The 16,516-nt window shown below is 42.4% G+C and carries 15 protein-coding genes, 1 rRNA gene and 1 pseudogene (1 of these 17 running past the window's edge); 3 read left to right on the top strand and 14 right to left on the bottom strand.

The annotated features are described in order from the left end of the window. Together NST57_RS04640 and NST57_RS04635 are read right to left on the bottom strand one after the other, a co-directional pair. Window positions 1–1,133: ribosomal RNA gene (locus NST57_RS04640) — 16S ribosomal RNA — on the bottom strand (it extends 416 nt beyond the left edge of the window). A 316-nt stretch (window positions 1,134–1,449) separates the two neighbouring features. Beyond that, a complete protein-coding gene (locus NST57_RS04635) occupies window positions 1,450–2,328 on the bottom strand; it encodes a nucleotidyltransferase-like protein (RefSeq protein WP_341298151.1) in 879 nt (292 codons plus the stop codon). Between the two features lie 189 nt (window positions 2,329–2,517). Between NST57_RS04635 and NST57_RS04630 the strand changes: the two genes are divergently transcribed. Further along, window positions 2,518–2,865, top strand: coding sequence for a YgzB family protein (locus NST57_RS04630; RefSeq protein ID WP_007496750.1), 348 nt, complete (start codon window positions 2,518–2,520; stop codon window positions 2,863–2,865). 35 nt (window positions 2,866–2,900) lie between these two features. Here NST57_RS04630 and perR read toward each other — a convergent pair whose 3' ends face one another. Together perR and bcp are read right to left on the bottom strand one after the other, a co-directional pair. Further along, window positions 2,901–3,338 carry a peroxide-responsive transcriptional repressor PerR gene (gene perR / locus NST57_RS04625; RefSeq protein ID WP_003217782.1) on the bottom strand — a complete coding sequence of 146 codons (438 nt, stop codon included), beginning with the start codon at window positions 3,336–3,338 and terminating at the stop codon, window positions 2,901–2,903. A 159-nt stretch (window positions 3,339–3,497) separates the two neighbouring features. Then, the gene (gene bcp, locus NST57_RS04620) at window positions 3,498–3,965 is read right to left on the bottom strand and encodes a thioredoxin-dependent thiol peroxidase (RefSeq protein WP_007496746.1); all 468 of its coding nucleotides are present in this window, start codon (window positions 3,963–3,965) and stop codon (window positions 3,498–3,500) included. A 129-nt stretch (window positions 3,966–4,094) separates the two neighbouring features. Between bcp and NST57_RS04615 the strand changes: the two genes are divergently transcribed. Together NST57_RS04615 and NST57_RS04610 are read left to right on the top strand one after the other, a co-directional pair. After that, complete coding sequence (locus NST57_RS04615; RefSeq protein WP_341298150.1) at window positions 4,095–5,390, top strand: glutamate-1-semialdehyde 2,1-aminomutase; 1,296 nt, start codon at window positions 4,095–4,097, stop codon at window positions 5,388–5,390. Window positions 5,391–5,637: 247 nt separating this feature from the next. Next, window positions 5,638–6,711 (top strand): FUSC family protein, encoded by a 1,074-nt coding sequence (locus NST57_RS04610; protein ID WP_025206980.1) that lies wholly within the window; start codon window positions 5,638–5,640, stop codon window positions 6,709–6,711. A 221-nt stretch (window positions 6,712–6,932) separates the two neighbouring features. Here NST57_RS04610 and NST57_RS04605 read toward each other — a convergent pair whose 3' ends face one another. The 10 genes and pseudogenes from NST57_RS04605 to fabL all read right to left on the bottom strand — a co-directional run bounded on the left by NST57_RS04605 (window position 6,933) and on the right by fabL (window position 16,481). Continuing rightward, entirely contained in the window at window positions 6,933–7,829 is an 897-nt protein-coding gene (locus tag NST57_RS04605) for an ABC transporter permease (protein ID WP_341298149.1), read from the bottom strand. A gap of 18 nt (window positions 7,830–7,847) precedes the next feature. Continuing rightward, a complete protein-coding gene (locus tag NST57_RS04600; RefSeq protein WP_007496737.1) occupies window positions 7,848–8,849 on the bottom strand; it encodes an ABC transporter permease in 1,002 nt (333 codons plus the stop codon). A 61-nt stretch (window positions 8,850–8,910) separates the two neighbouring features. Next, window positions 8,911–10,497 carry an ABC transporter substrate-binding protein gene (locus tag NST57_RS04595; protein ID WP_341298148.1) on the bottom strand — a complete coding sequence of 529 codons (1,587 nt, stop codon included), beginning with the start codon at window positions 10,495–10,497 and terminating at the stop codon, window positions 8,911–8,913. Beyond that, a complete protein-coding gene (locus NST57_RS04590; protein WP_341298147.1) occupies window positions 10,472–11,449 on the bottom strand; it encodes an ABC transporter ATP-binding protein in 978 nt (325 codons plus the stop codon). Before NST57_RS04590 ends, NST57_RS04595 begins: the two co-directional genes overlap by 26 nt. Next, entirely contained in the window at window positions 11,418–12,440 is a 1,023-nt protein-coding gene (locus tag NST57_RS04585; protein ID WP_019743186.1) for an ABC transporter ATP-binding protein, read from the bottom strand. The genes NST57_RS04590 and NST57_RS04585 overlap by 32 nt, the downstream gene beginning before the upstream one ends. 112 nt (window positions 12,441–12,552) lie before the next feature. Next, window positions 12,553–14,295: an ABC transporter ATP-binding protein gene (locus tag NST57_RS04580; protein ID WP_341298146.1), complete on the bottom strand. Its 1,743-nt coding sequence runs from the start codon at window positions 14,293–14,295 to the stop codon at window positions 12,553–12,555. A 95-nt stretch (window positions 14,296–14,390) separates the two neighbouring features. Next, window positions 14,391–14,921, bottom strand: coding sequence for a nucleoside tri-diphosphate phosphatase (ntdP, locus tag NST57_RS04575; protein WP_008341956.1), 531 nt, complete (start codon window positions 14,919–14,921; stop codon window positions 14,391–14,393). Window positions 14,922–15,068: 147 nt separating this feature from the next. Beyond that, the gene (locus tag NST57_RS04570) at window positions 15,069–15,329 is read right to left on the bottom strand and encodes a YgaB family protein (protein ID WP_017366881.1); all 261 of its coding nucleotides are present in this window, start codon (window positions 15,327–15,329) and stop codon (window positions 15,069–15,071) included. A 174-nt stretch (window positions 15,330–15,503) separates the two neighbouring features. Then, window positions 15,504–15,653, bottom strand: a pseudogene (locus NST57_RS04565) (gamma-type small acid-soluble spore protein); the annotation flags it as partial. 75 nt (window positions 15,654–15,728) lie between these two features. Continuing rightward, window positions 15,729–16,481, bottom strand: a complete 753-nt coding sequence (gene fabL / locus NST57_RS04560; protein ID WP_007496726.1) for an enoyl-[acyl-carrier-protein] reductase FabL — start codon at window positions 16,479–16,481, stop codon at window positions 15,729–15,731. Window positions 16,482–16,516 lie beyond the last annotated feature (35 nt).

The following is a 16,516-nucleotide window of genomic DNA, read 5'->3' as shown; positions in this document are numbered from 1 at the left end:
AACTAAGATCAAGGGTTGCGCTCGTTGCGGGACTTAACCCAACATCTCACGACACGAGCTGACGACAACCATGCACCACCTGTCACTCTGTCCCCGAAGGGAAAGCCCTATCTCTAGGGTTGTCAGAGGATGTCAAGACCTGGTAAGGTTCTTCGCGTTGCTTCGAATTAAACCACATGCTCCACCGCTTGTGCGGGCCCCCGTCAATTCCTTTGAGTTTCAGTCTTGCGACCGTACTCCCCAGGCGGAGTGCTTAATGCGTTAGCTGCAGCACTAAGGGGCGGAAACCCCCTAACACTTAGCACTCATCGTTTACGGCGTGGACTACCAGGGTATCTAATCCTGTTCGCTCCCCACGCTTTCGCTCCTCAGCGTCAGTTACAGACCAGAGAGTCGCCTTCGCCACTGGTGTTCCTCCACATCTCTACGCATTTCACCGCTACACGTGGAATTCCACTCTCCTCTTCTGCACTCAAGTTTCCCAGTTTCCAATGACCCTCCCCGGTTGAGCCGGGGGCTTTCACATCAGACTTAAGAAACCGCCTGCGAGCCCTTTACGCCCAATAATTCCGGACAACGCTTGCCACCTACGTATTACCGCGGCTGCTGGCACGTAGTTAGCCGTGGCTTTCTGGTTAGGTACCGTCAAGGTGCAAGCAGTTACTCTTGCACTTGTTCTTCCCTAACAACAGAGCTTTACGATCCGAAAACCTTCATCACTCACGCGGCGTTGCTCCGTCAGACTTTCGTCCATTGCGGAAGATTCCCTACTGCTGCCTCCCGTAGGAGTCTGGGCCGTGTCTCAGTCCCAGTGTGGCCGATCACCCTCTCAGGTCGGCTACGCATCGTCGCCTTGGTGAGCCGTTACCTCACCAACTAGCTAATGCGCCGCGGGTCCATCTGTAAGTGACAGCCGAAACCGTCTTTCATCCTTGAACCATGCGGTTCAAGGAACTATCCGGTATTAGCTCCGGTTTCCCGGAGTTATCCCAGTCTTACAGGCAGGTTACCCACGTGTTACTCACCCGTCCGCCGCTAACATCCGGGAGCAAGCTCCCTTCTGTCCGCTCGACTTGCATGTATTAGGCACGCCGCCAGCGTTCGTCCTGAGCCAGGATCAAACTCTCCGAGGTATGCAGGATGCATATCACACATGCGTTGCTACACGATGTAGCGAGCTTAGCATGTGATCATTTCCTGCCTCGCCAGTTTGACTGACTACCTATGAAGTATCATAGGATTTTTTTATAAAAAATCGAATTAACAGGTACGTTTTGTCTTGTTTAGTTTTCAAAGATCATCTTCGTTATCGCTCAGAAGCGACTTTCTCAATATAACATTTGAGCACCGTGTGCGTCAAGTGTTTTTGTGAATTTCTTTTTGTTCGCTTTTCTTTCAAAGCAACTCGGTTGCTCATTAGCGACGTTTAATAATATACCATCATAATATTCATACGTCAATATCTTTTTTAATAAAATATCCTCGGTGATAGATTTTTTGCCCCTTCGTCTCAATTGGCTCTACTAGCACAATTCCTTTTTCCACAAAGAAATCAATCATCACACTAAGATCAGGTGTGAAATGTTTGAGATCAGGATGTGCAAGAAGCTCGCCAAACAGCCAAATATCCTGCTGTTCCATGACATGACGTAAATGAGCCGCACCAATTTCTGCTTTTGAATGGATCAAGAAATCATTCGCTAGGAATAAAAGTTCTAACCGTTTATGAAGACTTTCGTGGCTTTCAATCAGCTCTGAATAAAGTTTATATACTTCCGGCTCCATATGACGTACTTGATTCCAAACGGTCACTTCTGGGTGGAAGCCTTTATCAATCACTTCAATACGCGCCAGATGATGCAGGGCATGCACAATGGAATTATATGCATCGAGAAATTGATTTGATTCAAAAAATGCTTTTCCTTCTATATATCTGCGAATGAGCTTGCCATATTCTAAACCAATTTTGAGCTTGCGGTTAGAAAACGGGAATGTACTCAATTCATCAATCAAGTTGAAAATATATTCATTTCGATCAAACAGGACTTTTCCGTTTAAAATCCAATCAATAATTCGCCTGTTGGTACCTAAGGTAATCCATTCCTTCAACTGATCATCTGTGACAACATTTAAAGAAGCTGTTTGGTGATCGGATTCATAGTGCTTAATAAATAACGGTTCTTCCGCATCCTTTACGATGACTAGAAGCGCTGCATCAAAGTTATCCGTCTCAGAAGATACTTTATGTCTTCTTTCTACTATAATCACAGCTAATGTATCTGGATGACTTGCTCTCTCTTGATAAATAGGACGGAGAAGATTTTCCATAGTGATTCCTCCAATACTCGGGTGTAAGGTTCTTCTCTAATGCTATGTATTTCTCCTCATAGAATCAAAATTCCTTCAATACATGAAAAAAGATCATTGAATCATTATAAGCAATTTATTCACAAAACTCTATAACTAATTCAAACAGAAAGGTAAAATGTGCTATATTGGAGATAAGGGGGACTAGGGATGGCGAAATACTCCAGTAAGATTAATAAAATCAGAACATTTGCACTTAGTTTGGTTTTTGTTGGTTTTTTGATCATGTATATCGGTGTGTTCTTCAAGGAATCGGTCTGGCTGTCGACCTTCTTTATGCTACTCGGCGTGTTATCGATTGGATTGAGTACAGCCGTTTACTTTTGGATCGGTATGCTTTCTACGAAGGCAGTCCGTGTCGTATGTCCAGGCTGTGAGAAGGAAACAAAAGTGCTTGGGCGGGTGGACATGTGCATGCATTGCAGAGAGCCACTTACACTCGATCCAGCATTAGAAGGCAAAGAGTTTGATGAATCCTACAATCGAAAAAAGTCATAAAAATAAGCTGACCGTTCAACTGGTCAGCTTTTTCATTAATGATTTTCTTTTTTTGCACATTCTTGACAAGTGCCATAGATCTCCAAGCGATGATGACTTACTGTAAAGCCTGTCACATGGGATGCAAGCTGTTCTACTTCATCAAGGCCAGGATAGTGAAAGTCAACGATCTTTCCGCAGTTTTCACAAATCGCATGGTAATGGTCAGATGTCGCAAAATCAAATCGGCTTGAGGAATCCCCATACGTTAATTCTTTTACTAATCCAGATTCCCGGAAGACTCGTAAATTGTTGTAAACCGTTGCTACACTCATATTAGGAAATTTTCCTTCAAGTGCCTTATATATATCGTCCGCGGTTGGGTGTGTCATAGAATTTACGAGAAACTCCAAGATGGCATGGCGCTGCGGAGTAATTCGAACACCGGTTTCTTTTAGAGCATCTAAAGCGTCTTTTAGTTCGTGAGCAGCCATTTCATCATGCACCTCTCTTTTCAAAAATATTCTTATATTATAATCTTTATAAATAGTGTACCCCCAGAGCCGAAACTTTGTCAATTACAATCCTCTTTTTTACCTATTCTTCTATCCAAAAAAGACCGGCACGACTGCCGATCTCATCTCGTCAACATATTAAGCGTGAGCTTTCAGTTCCTCAAGCGCTTCTTCCACATGATCTTTCACCTTTACTTTACGCCACTCTTTCACAAGCTTTCCTTCTTTATTAATCAGAAACGTTGAGCGTTCAATTCCCATGTATTCCTTACCAAAGTTCTTTTTCAGCTTCCATACACCGAAAGCTTCAGACAATTTTTGTTCGTCATCTACAAGAAGCAGGAAAGGTAAGTCATGTTTTTCTTTAAACTTTTGGTGCTTGTCTTGACCGTCTGGGCTTACGCCGATGATCACAGCATCTAATTCCGCAAAGCTTTGATGGCGGTCACGGAAATCACAAGCTTCCGTTGTACACCCTGGCGTCATATCTTTTGGATAAAAATAAAGGACAATGTGTTTCCCTTTAAAATCAGAAAGCTTTACTTTCTCTCCATTATCACCAAGTAATTCAATATCAGGTACTTGCTGCCCCACTTCGATTGTCATGATACAATCCCTCCAACCTTTTTTTTCATTAGCCTATCCAATTTCGAGAAGATATTCAACTAAGGACGCTTGCATCGGCATGTTAAAATAATGATAGACGACGTGATACGTTGAGATAGGAGGCTATTTATGAAATTCACCGAATCAGAAAAATTACATCAAGAGGCGCTGGAGCATATTGTTGGAGGGGTTAACAGCCCATCTCGTTCATATAAAGCAGTGGGCGGCGGGTCACCTGTTGCAATGGAAAAAGGCGAAGGCGCTTATTTTTGGGATGTTGACGGAAACCGTTATATCGACTATTTAGCGGCATACGGTCCAATTATTACGGGACATGCTCATCCTCATATTACAAAAGCCATCACGAAAGCAGCCGAGACGGGTGTCCTTTACGGAACACCAACGAAGCATGAAGTCACTTTTGCTAAGATGCTGAAGGAAGCGATGCCTGCTTTGGATAAAGTTCGTTTTGTCAATTCAGGTACAGAAGCTGTGATGACGACAATCCGTGTCGCCCGCGCTTATACAGGCAGAACAAAGATCATTAAGTTTGCCGGATGTTACCACGGTCATTCTGATCTTGTGCTAGTTGCGGCCGGCTCTGGACCTTCCACTTTAGGAACACCAGATTCAGCGGGCGTGCCTAAAAGTATTGCCAATGAAGTCATTACCGTTCCATTCAACGATATCGACAGCTACCAAGAAGCATTAGACCGCTGGGGTGATGAAGTAGCAGCTGTTCTTGTTGAGCCAATTGTCGGGAACTTTGGCATCGTAGAGCCTAAAGACGGTTTCCTGCAGCAGATTAATGACCTGACTCATGAAAAAGGGGCCCTAGTCATCTATGATGAAGTCATTACAGCTTTCCGCTTTATGTATGGTGGTGCACAGGACTTACTTCAAGTAAAACCTGATCTCACTGCATTAGGTAAAATTATCGGCGGCGGTCTTCCAATTGGCGCTTACGGCGGCAAAAAAGAAATTATGGAGCAAGTCGCCCCGCTTGGACCAGCCTATCAAGCTGGTACGATGGCAGGAAATCCCGCCTCGATCCTTTCTGGTATTGCATGCTTGGAAGTGTTAAAAGAAGACGGGGTCTACGAACGTCTTGATCAGCTCGGGGCAATGTTAGAAGAGGGAATTTTAGCCCACGCAAAAAAACATCAAGTAGATATTACAGTGAATCGCTTAAAAGGTGCTCTCACCATTTATTTTACAAAGGAAACGATTGTGAACTACGAGCAGGCTGAAAATACGGATGGTGAAATGTTCGCCCGTTTCTTTAAATTCATGCTCGCACAAGGTATTAACCTCGCGCCTTCTAAATATGAAGCGTGGTTCTTAACCATTGCACATACTGAAAATGATATTTCTGAAACGCTAAAAGCGGTAGATCACGCGTTTGAACAGCTGAAACAATCATAATGAAGAGAAAAGCAGACGTAAATTCATGCGTCTGTTTTTTTATTTACCAGCTCTTGATTGTCAAAAGCGAGTGAATCTGTTACATTTTTTCTCAATACCTTCTTTTGATGTTTTCATGAACTTTCAAAAATCACTTGAATATTTCGGAAGACCGCTGTATATTACTTAGTTGTTTCATCAAAATATTTATGATATATGACAAGTGGTCATCTATTATCGAAAAGAAAGGAATGCAGGGACAAAACCAATGAAACTTGGAGCCCGTATTTTAAAAACTGGTATTGCCATTGTACTCGCGCTTTACCTGGCAACATGGCTTGGGTTGCCGACACCCGTCTTCGCGGGAATTGCAGCTGTATTTGCTATCCAGCCATCTATTTATCGATCATTTTTAACGATTGTTGATCAAGTGCAAGCCAATATTATTGGAGCAGCACTTGCCATTACGTTCGGTCTGCTTTTTGGCACAGGACCAGTCATCATCGGCTTAACTGCCGTCATGGTCATTGCGATTAATTTAAAGCTGAAGATTGAACACACGATTCCGATTGCACTCGTAACCGTCATTGCGATTTTAGAAAGTGCAGGGGATCATTTCCTTTCCTTTGCCTTAATTCGAACAGCAACTGTGGTGTTAGGCGTACTTTCTTCATTTTTAGTGAATTTAATTTTCCTGCCGCCAAAGTATGAAACAAAGCTTGTTCATCACATTATGGAAAATACGGAGGAGATTTTAAAATGGATCCGTCTGAGCTCCAGACAGTCTACTGATCATTCCACTTTAAAGGATGACATCGATCAAATAAAAGAACGCATGATCAAATTAGATCACATTTACTTGTTATACAAAGAAGAACGAAGCTATTTAAAGAAAACAACTTATGTCAAATCTAGAAAGCTTGTTTTATTCAGACAGGCAATCATGACGTCTAATCGAGCGCTGTACTTGCTGAAAAAGCTTCATAAGTTAGAAAATGAAATTCATTTGATGCCAGAGCATTTCAGAGAGAGCTTAACAGATGAGATTGATTATTTGCTTTATTGGCATGAACGTACCTTGATGAAGTTTGTTGGAAAAATGAAACCGCAGGACGATGATTTTCAGAATGAATGCTCTCTTCGTCTTGAAGCATTAACGAAATCATTTATTCAGCACCAGCAAAATCAAGAAAACGACTTGCTGGATTACAATATGCTGAATGTGATGTCGAGTATTATTGAATACCGTGATGAATTGGAGCATCTAGATACTTTGATTACAAGCTTCCAAACGTATCACCCAAAAGATAGTGAGATTGAGACAGAAGAAAAAGAAGCTTAAATACAAAAGCCCGATTCTAAGAATCGGGCTTACATTTTTGACAAAGGGCTAAAATGATCTTTATTTTAGCCCTTTGTCTTCTTTTCAGCGTAGTTGAAAACCCTTGAAATCAAGGAAGGACGAGTACCGGAGCGAATGCCATATTCGTGAGCACCAGCACGCAGGACTGACAAAGAATGCGGGGTTTGTCTACACGCTGAGACCGATTCTTAGAATCGGTCTTATTTTATTTTCTTCATTTTAGGATCAAGGGTGTCCCTTAATCCATCTCCCATCAAGTTAAAGCCAAGAACTGTCAGCATGATCGCAATCCCCGGGAAAAATAAAGTCCATGGCGCTTGTACGAGATAAGGTCTCGCATCTGCAAGCATTTTCCCCCACTCTGGACTTGGCGCTTGCGCACCTAGTCCTAAAAATCCTAAAGCCGCCGCTTCAATAATGGCAGTACCAATCGCAAGTGTCGCTTGAACGATAACCGGCACCATACTATTTGGTAGAATGTGACGAAGAACGATGCGGCGGTGTGACATCCCAACTGCCTTTGCTGCTAAAACATATTCTTCTTGCTTAATGCTCAGCACCTTTGAACGAACCAGCCGGCCAAATGTCGGGACATTAATAATTGCTATGGCAATAAGTGCATTTTGTAAGGAAGGTCCTAAGATGGAAACGATCGCAATCGCTAATAGAATGCTAGGAAAAGCGAGTAAAATATCAAATAGTCTTGAGATGACAGCATCGAGCAATCTACCGCCGTAACCTGCCATCAATCCAAGCAATGTCCCTAAAATAACCGACCCGAGAACGGAGAAGAAACCCACCCATAATGAAATTCGAGCTCCATGCACGACTCTAGAAATTATGTCTCTCCCGAAATCATCCGTACCAAACCAATGCGCAGCTGAAGGGGCACTAAATCGTTCGCCTAGCGACTGCTCGTTGATTCCATAAGGAGCAATGAGTGGTGCAAAGATTGCTAGGATCAGAAATAAAAAGACAATCACAGTGCCAATGACCGCCAGCTTGTGCTGAAAGAACAGTTTCATCGATTCAAGAATCAGTGATTGAGAGCGTTCTTCCTTTTGTTTAGATGCTTGAAGCTCTTTTTGCGCTTCCATGTCGTCACTCTCCCTTCTCTAGTATTTAATCCTCGGATCAATGACTGCATACAAGATATCCACAATGAAATTGATCAGCACAAATATGAGCGCAACAACAAGAATGCCAGTTTGAATGACAGGATAATCACGATAGCTAATGGCATCGTAAATATACCGCCCAATTCCCGGCCAAGCAAAGATCGTTTCTGTTAAAATGGCTCCGCCTAGCAAGAGACCTGTTTGAAGACCAATAATCGTTAAAATCGGAATGAGCGCATTTTTCAGCCCATGCTGATAAATGATGAAAAATGAACGTACCCCTTTTGCTTTTGCTGTTCGAATAAAATCTGAATGAAGAACTTCCAGCATACTTGCCCTCGTAATCCTTGCAATAATCGCAGCAGGAATCGTTGCGAGAGCGGTACTTGGTAAAATTAAATGCTTGATGCTGTCAAAGAATTGATCAAATCGTCCTTGCAAAAGCGTGTCCAACGTATGAATATAGGTGATCGACTCTACCGGATTTCTTACGTTTTCTCGTCCTGTAGTCGGCAAAATACCTAATTCAATCGAGAATAGCCACTGTCCCATTAAGCCTAACCAGAAAATCGGCATGGACACCCCAATGAGAGCAATAAACATGGCCACATAATCAAAGAAAGAATGTTTAAACCACGCACTAATGATTCCGGCATTCACACCGACAATAATCGCCAGCAACATAGCGAAGAAAGTCAATTCTAATGTAGCGAATAAGTAAGGCTTCATTTCCTGGGCAATAGCCGCTCCTGTTCGTATGGAAGTCCCTAGATCACCTTTTAAAAGCCCCAGCATGTAGTGACCATATTGTACGTACCACGGCTGGTCTAAACCAAGCTGAATCGTCAATTGCTCTACTGCTTCTTTCGTTGCCCGCTGTCCTAAGATGACCTGCGCCGGATTTCCAGGGATAAACCGAATAATAGAAAATACAACTAAGGTCATTCCGATCAGTACTGGAATGAGCATTCCTGCTCGCTTCATACAATAAGCAAACAAACAGCTTTCACCGCCTTTTCATTGTTTGGATAAGGGAGATCGAACGATCTCCCTTATTTGCTTATTCGAAATATACGTCAGTCAATGCTTCGGAACCAGTCGGATGCGGCTGGTAGCCTTTTAAATCTTTAGATGCGGCGAGCATTGGAATTGAATGGACTAATGGAATCCAAGGCGCTTCATCATGAATGATTTCTTGAGCTTCTTGATATAATTCATTTCGCTTCTTTTGATCCGTATCGGTCTGCGCTTCAATGAGGATGTCATGCATTTTATCGTTTTGGAAGAATGTATAGTTGTTACCGCCAATACTGTCTTTATCCAATAGTGTGTAGATGAAATTATCAGGATCGCCATTGTCCCCTGTCCATCCTAATAAGAACACATCTGCTTCGCCTTTACTTGCTTTATCTAAATAAGTCGCCCAATCATATGTGACGATTTCGGCTTTGACACCAACTTTTTCAAAGTTTGACTGAATGACTTCAGCTACCTTCATCCCGTCTGGCATATATGGACGCGGCACAGGCATTGCCCAAAGCTTGATGCGAAAACCGTCAGGGAATCCTGCCTCTTTTAATAGTTCTTTTGCTTTTTCCGGATCATATGGATATGGCTCAATCTCGTCATTGTAGCCTTCTAATGACGGAGGAAGTGGATTTTTTGCTGGCTCAGCAAGCCCTCCATAAAACGACTCGATGATTGATTCTTTATCAACTGCATAATTGAGCGCCTGACGAACCAACTTGTTATCAAGCGGCTTTCTAGTCACTGTCAGCCCGATATAACCTACGTTCATGGATGGTCTTTCAATCAGCTGGAGCGCTTTGTCTGTTTTAATGCCATCTAAATCGGACGGATTGACGCCATCCATTAAGTCGATTTCGCCTGTTTTAAGCGCATTTAAACGAGCAGAGTTTTCAGGAATAGAGCGGAAGATGATTTGTTTCAGTTTTGGTTTATCTTTTTGCCAATAATCTTCGTTCTTTTCTAAGACAATACGATCGTTCTGCTTCCATTCTTTAAACTTAAATGGTCCTGTGCCCACTGGGTTTTCTCTAAATGAATCACCGCTTTTTTCAACTGCTGCAGGACTAGCGATACCAAATGGTGACATAGCGATGTTTTTCAGAAATGTTGCTTGCGGGCGTTTGAGTTGAAATTCAATTTCATGCTCTCCTTTGACGATGATGTCTTTAATGACATGCCCTTTATCTTTTTTATAGCCGCCAAACATGCCGTAGTAAGGAAATTTTTCGGCATCTCCATTCATCCAGCGGTCAAAGTTGAATTTCACTGCTTCTGCATTAAAGTCTGTGCCATCGTGAAATTTCACACCTTCTCTTAAGTAGAACGTGTACGATTTTCCGTCCTTCGCAACATCCCATTCTGTTGCGAGGCCCGGATGGATGGTCGTGTCTTTTTCACCGTAATTCAAAAGCTTTTCAAACATATTCTCTGTGACCTTGAAGGTTTCGCCTTCTGTTGTTGTAATCGGATCAAGTGACGTAGAGTCCCCTCCTCTGCCGAATACGAGAGTATCTTTTGTGGCTTTTTCTTCTGATGTTGATGAAGATACACAGCCCCCTAAAAATAACGCAAGTGCCAGCACAAAAATGAAACTACTGAATAACCATGTCTTCTTCATTGTGTTCCTCCTTTTGATATAAATAGCACGCAGCTGCATGGCCTGTTTTCTCCTCATACAAAGGCGGAACAGCTTGCAAGCATTGCGCCCACCTTTTTGGACATCTTTTATAGAAAGGACAGCCATCTTCTGACACCAGGGTGGATTCTTCCGCTGACACATCCTGCGTTTCCAGCACGTGATCCATATGTGGAATGGATTTCAAAAGAAGCGATGTATAAGGATGAAGCGGCTTGTGAAATACGTCCTCCGCAGGACCCATTTCTACAATACGGCCAGCGTACATCACTGCAATTCGGTCGCTCATATACTTGACAACGCCTAGATCGTGAGAAATAAACAAGTACGTCAGAGAAAGCGTCTTTTGCAATTCGAGCATTAAATTCAAAATTTGCGCTTGAACCGATACATCTAAAGCGGAAACTGGCTCATCGGCAATCACAAGACTTGGATGAGTAATTAGCGCCCTAGCAATTCCAATACGCTGCCTCTGACCGCCGCTGAATTGGTGGGCATAACGGTCTCCATAGGATGGGTCAAACCCAACAATGTGCAGCATCTCTTTTACCCGCTTTTGTCTTTCTGCTTTTGTTCCATGTTTATGAACAATGAGCGGTTCTTCTAAAATGTCTTTGATTTTCATTCGTGGATTTAAGGAAGCGTATGGATCTTGGAAAATCATTTGAATGTCTTTTCTGAAGGAACGCATGTCTCGTTCTTTCAGAAGCGTCACTTCTTGTCCTTTCATTTGGATTGAGCCAGAAGTCGGTTCGATTAATCTCATTAAGCTTTTGCCAAGGGTTGATTTCCCGCAGCCAGATTCGCCCACAATGCCGAGCGTCTCTCCTTCTTTCACGTGAAAGGACACTTGATTTAAAGCCAAAGTCGTCTGTTTGTGTTTAGAAAAAAATGCCGATGTGTCATAACGCTTCGTCAGTTGATTCACTTGCAACAGTGGGTGATTCAGTGTCTTCTCCTCCTTCCATTAGAAAACATGCGACGCGGTGATTGTGTGAAATGGATTGTAAAGATGGGTCTTTTTCAAGACATTGCGTCATTTGATATGGACAGCGTGGTGCAAATTGACAGCCGGACCGAATAGCTCCTGGCTTAGGTACATGACCCGCAATAGACATGAGTTTTTCTTTTTTCTCTTTAAATGATGGAACAGAGGCGAAAAGACCTTTCGTGTAGGGGTGCAGAGGTTTTTGGAAAATACGGTCAACGGTTCCTTCTTCTACGATTCGACCGGCATACATAATCATGACACGCTGGCATATTTGCCGCACGACGCCTAAATCATGAGTAATAAATAAAATAGCGGTGTCCATCTCTTCATTTAACTTTTTGAGCAAACGAAGAATTTGTGCTTGGATGGTGACATCAAGTGCAGTCGTTGGTTCATCTGCAATCATGAGCTTTGGGTGACATAGCATCGCCATCGCAATCATCACACGCTGACGCATGCCGCCCGATAGTTCATGTGGATATTTTTTGAGTAATGACGCTGCTTGTTTCAGGCCTACCGTTTGAAGCAAATCTACCGCCTTCACTTTTGCTTCTTTTTGGCTGATAGTCTGATGTGTGAAAAGGGCTTCTGTCATTTGCTTGCCGATGGTCATGAGTGGATTGAGAGAAGTCATGGGTTCCTGGAAAATCATTGAGATGTCATTCCCTCTGACCTCTCGCCATTGTTTCTCCGAAAGTGACAGCAGGTTTTGACCTTCAAATTGTATGTGACCTGTTGTTTCTGTTTGGTGATTCAGCCCCATTAAAGACATCGATGTGATGCTTTTCCCGCAGCCAGATTCGCCCACAATACCTAAGGTTTCTCCTTTTTGAATAGAGAATGAGATGTCATGGACGATCGGCACTCTCTGCTTTTTTTGTTGAAAGGCAATGGACAGCTGTTTGACATCTAGCAATACTTCTTGTTCTTTCACATCTTCACCACCCCGTCATACTTTTTAAAATTGTATTGAGACAAGCTGGGAAATATGTCATGTTTTTGACAAGCATAAAAAAGCCTATCCGCTAGAATCGGATAGGCTTCTACTAATTTAATGTTTGAATGGTAAATAGATGGCGATAGTGGCTGTCTCGGTTCATTAATTCCTCATGTGTTCCTTTTTCCACAATCTCGCCTTGTTCCATGACCACAATGAGGTCCGCATGTGTAATCGTTGATAAACGGTGCGCAACAATAAAAGTTGTGCGATCTTTTGCCAGCTTTTGCATCGCTTCTTGAATGTAATGTTCACTTTCTAAATCAAGTGCAGACGTCGCTTCGTCTAAAATAAGCAGCGGTGGATTTTTAAGAAATACCCTCGCAATTGAAATTCGTTGTTTTTGACCGCCTGATAGCTTTACGCCACGTTCTCCTACCTTTGTGTCATATCCTTCAGGAAGAGACATGATGAACTCATGGGCATTAGCCGCTTTGGCCGCCGACACAATTTTCTCAAAGGATGCTTCCGGGTCTCCCACAGCGATATTTTCTTTAATGGTGTCACTGAATAAGAATGTATCTTGGAGCACCATCCCGACTTGATTCCGGAGGCTTCTTGCCTTGTACTCTTTAATATCAATGCCGTCAATTTCGAGTGATCCGCTTGTGACATCATAAAATCTTGGAATTAGGCTGACGAGCGTCGACTTCCCTCCGCCGCTCATTCCTACAAGCGCAACGGTTTGACCTTTTTCTACTTTCAAGGAGATATTGTGTAAAATCTCTTCCTGTGTATGTTCGTAACGGAACGACACATCTTTAAATTCTACCTCTCCTTTTAAGTGATTGGCTTCTTTTGCATTCGGCTTGTCTGTTACTTCATACGGTTCATCAATAAACTCAAAAATACGATCCATTGATGCTACTGACTGAGTTAAAGTCGTCGATGAGTTAATGAGACGGCGAATCGGGTTGTACATCCGGTCAATGTAGCCAACAAAGGCAATCATTGTCCCAATTGAAAGCGACCCGTTAATGACGGTATAGCCAGCAAAAGCAATAATGAGCAGCGGCGCAATGTCTGTGATCGTATTGACGACGGCGAATGTTTTGGCATTCCAATTCGTATGATTGATCGCTTTGTTTAAGAAATTTTTATTTTCATCGTGAAAATTCTCTTGTTCGTATTCTTCAATCGCAAAGCTGCGAATGACAGGCATTCCTTGTACTCGCTCATGCAAGTGCCCTTGCACCTCAGCCAGTGCCTGCGACCGCTCTTTTGTCAGCTTGCGAAGCCGTCCATAAAAATACTTCACTGCTAACGCATACAGCGGAAAAATAATGACAGACACAATGGTGAGTTTAAGATCCAGTGTACACATAATGGCTATCACAATCAGGACGGTCATCAAATCAAGCCAAATGTTCATAAGCCCTGTGATGACAAATTCCTTTGTTTGCTCAACATCGTTGATGACCCTTGAAATAATTTCCCCTGTTCTCGTGTTGGCGTAATAGCGAAGGCTTAGCTTTTGAATGTGCGAGAACAGTTTTTCCCGAATATCAAATAATACTTTACTGCCTGTCCACTGCGCATAGTATTGTCTGTAGTACTCAACAGGCGGTCTCATCACTAAAAATAATACAAGCATGATTCCCATAATAATAAAGAGAGTGGATGTTTTTTCTTCAGCCGATCCAGAGCCTTGAATCACATCATCAATGACATACTTTAAAAGCAGAGGCAATGTTAAGGGAATCGAGAACTTAATCATTCCGATCACCATTGTCAATGCAATCTGTCTTTTATACGGTGTTACAAAAGCCATGTAACGTTTTATGACCCCCATGTAAATCTCCTTCCCAATCTATCAGTGCCTCTTATCCGTACGCAGTCAAAAACCTGTTGGCTTTGAAAAGCCAAACAGGTTTTAGCTGCTGTTACTTATTTTGTATAACGTAAAAAACGTTCATACCACATATCCACAAATTCTGGAGCAAACGGTCCCTTCCGCTGGTGAATCCAATGCAGTAATGTATTTAGATGCTCTCGTAAGATACTATCGATTTCTTTTGGATAATTCATCTGCCTCTTATGATCTGCATATTCATCTTCATCCAAAATATTATACGTCATGTCCGGAAAGACTTTGACATCTAAGTCGTAATCAATATACTTAATCGCCTCTTCATCTGTCGCAAAAGGAGAGCTGATGTTGCAGTAATAATACACCCCATCATCTCGAAGCATCCCAATGACATTAAACCATTGTTTTGCATGAAAATAGCAAATAGCCGGTTCTCTTGTCATCCATGTTCGGCCATCGGATTCAGTCACCATTGTTCGATCGTTTGCACCAATGATACACAATTCCGTTGCTTTCAGAATGGTGGTTTCATTCCAAATCCTGTGGATCAAGCCATTATGTTTATAGCTTTGAATTTGGATGGTTTCTCCTTCCTTGGGATAGCCCATATTTTCTCCCCTACTTTCTATAACAAACAAACCTAACAGTCCAAAGACCTAATTTCCCAACTAAACATGTCTCTATTATATTATACCGTTACATCATTAAAAAATGAAATGAAAAAGCCATTCAACCCAATTGAACGGCACACTCTTTTACATGACGGTTGAGCTCTTCTCCATTTGTTTATACGAATTGATGACTTGTTCAGTCTGTTTTGTAAATAGTGTCTGGACTTTTTGCAGTTCCTCTCGTTTTTGTTTGATTTGATCATGAAGCTTATGCCGCTCTTCCTTTTTCTCACCTTGCAGCAATCGTTTTTCTGTCTCTAAGTACAGATCAAGTTCTCCTTGTACATCGAGCAGCTGATCCATAAGCTGCATTTGTTCTCTGACTAGCTGGTCGAAATCAGACATCTAACTCCTCCCTTTCATTCGTATCGACTTTTTGTATCTATACCATTTCTTGAAAGAAGGAAGAAGTCCTTTGACTGTTTATGTAGAGGTTTTACAGGTTTTGTCGGATGGTGGGGAGAGGCAAAAAGAAAAGCACTTCATTCGTAGATGAAGTGCTTCCCTTTGTTTCAGTGATTAGCTGTTTTGTTGTTTGTTTTGCTCAGCTTTTTGGTTGTATTTTTTTACGTGCTGTGCGTCAGTCTCGCTAGCAAATTCAGTGCCATATTGACCGCCTTGTGCAGCAGCTTGGTTTTGTTTTTTCACTTGTTGTGCGTTTGTTTTGTTTTGTTGTTTATCCATCATTATCACCTCCACGCACATTAATTTGTGCAGAAGGTGTACATCTTATTCATGATTTTTTTAAACAAGCAAAGAACGTCCGCCATCGACGATAATCGTCTGTCCTCTAATCATATCTGCTTTGCCTGATACAAGGAATTCTACACTGTCGACCATGTCTTTAATTTCCACCATACGGCCTGCTGGTGTATTTTTCTTAGCGTCTTCTAATAGCTCTTCACGATTTGGGAAGTGCTTGAGTGCATCTGTATCAATGGCGCCGCCTGATACGGCATTTACGACGATATTTTTTTGTGACAGCTCAACGGATAGGTAGCGTGTCAACGCTTCTAGTGCTGCTTTAGATACACCGACCACCGTGTAGTTTTCAAGGTAGCGGATAGAGCCTAGTGAGCTAATGCTGACGATATGTCCGCCTCCGTTTTTCTCCATTAATTTGGCTGCTTCTTGTCCGCAGAATAACAAGGCCTTCGCATTGATATTCATGGTCCAGTCCCAATGATTTTCTTCAAGATCCATGATTGGGCGCTGAACGCCAGATGCCGCATTGTTCACAAATACGTCTAAACGGCCAAACGTTTCGTCAATTTGCTGGAACATGTCTTTGATTTTCTCTGGCTGACCAACGTTGGCTTTGACAACTAATGTTTTAACACCCATCGCTTCAATTTCTTCAGCTGTTTCAAGTGCTGCTTTTTTGCTTCTTGCATAGTTAATGACAATGTCATATCCTTTTTCAGCCAGGCGAAGGGCTACTTCTTTCCCAACACCTCTACTGCTGCCTGTAATTAGTGCACATTTACGCTTGTTCATTATGGTTCATCTCCTGATTTGAATAGTTTTCGTCC

Source organism: Bacillus sp. FSL M8-0077 (assembly GCF_038050255.1).
GTDB classification, from domain to species: Bacteria; Bacillota; Bacilli; order Bacillales; family Bacillaceae; genus Bacillus; species Bacillus altitudinis.
This window is presented reverse-complemented; position numbering and strand designations above follow the sequence as displayed.

Coding starts and splice junctions, on each gene's coding strand:
- NST57_RS04630 (WP_007496750.1), top strand. CDS start 2,518: ATGGCGAAATACTCCAGTAAGATTAATAAAATCAGAACATTTGCACTT.
- NST57_RS04570 (WP_017366881.1), bottom strand. CDS start 15,329: ATGTCTGATTTCGACCAGCTAGTCAGAGAACAAATGCAGCTTATGGAT.
- NST57_RS04610 (WP_025206980.1), top strand. CDS start 5,638: ATGAAACTTGGAGCCCGTATTTTAAAAACTGGTATTGCCATTGTACTC.
- NST57_RS04635 (WP_341298151.1), bottom strand. CDS start 2,328: ATGGAAAATCTTCTCCGTCCTATTTATCAAGAGAGAGCAAGTCATCCA.
- fabL (WP_007496726.1), bottom strand. CDS start 16,481: ATGAACAAGCGTAAATGTGCACTAATTACAGGCAGCAGTAGAGGTGTT.
- perR (WP_003217782.1), bottom strand. CDS start 3,338: ATGGCTGCTCACGAACTAAAAGACGCTTTAGATGCTCTAAAAGAAACC.
- bcp (WP_007496746.1), bottom strand. CDS start 3,965: ATGACAATCGAAGTGGGGCAGCAAGTACCTGATATTGAATTACTTGGT.
- NST57_RS04605 (WP_341298149.1), bottom strand. CDS start 7,829: ATGGAAGCGCAAAAAGAGCTTCAAGCATCTAAACAAAAGGAAGAACGC.
- NST57_RS04595 (WP_341298148.1), bottom strand. CDS start 10,497: ATGAAGAAGACATGGTTATTCAGTAGTTTCATTTTTGTGCTGGCACTT.
- ntdP (WP_008341956.1), bottom strand. CDS start 14,921: ATGGGCTATCCCAAGGAAGGAGAAACCATCCAAATTCAAAGCTATAAA.
- NST57_RS04615 (WP_341298150.1), top strand. CDS start 4,095: ATGAAATTCACCGAATCAGAAAAATTACATCAAGAGGCGCTGGAGCAT.
- NST57_RS04580 (WP_341298146.1), bottom strand. CDS start 14,295: ATGGGGGTCATAAAACGTTACATGGCTTTTGTAACACCGTATAAAAGA.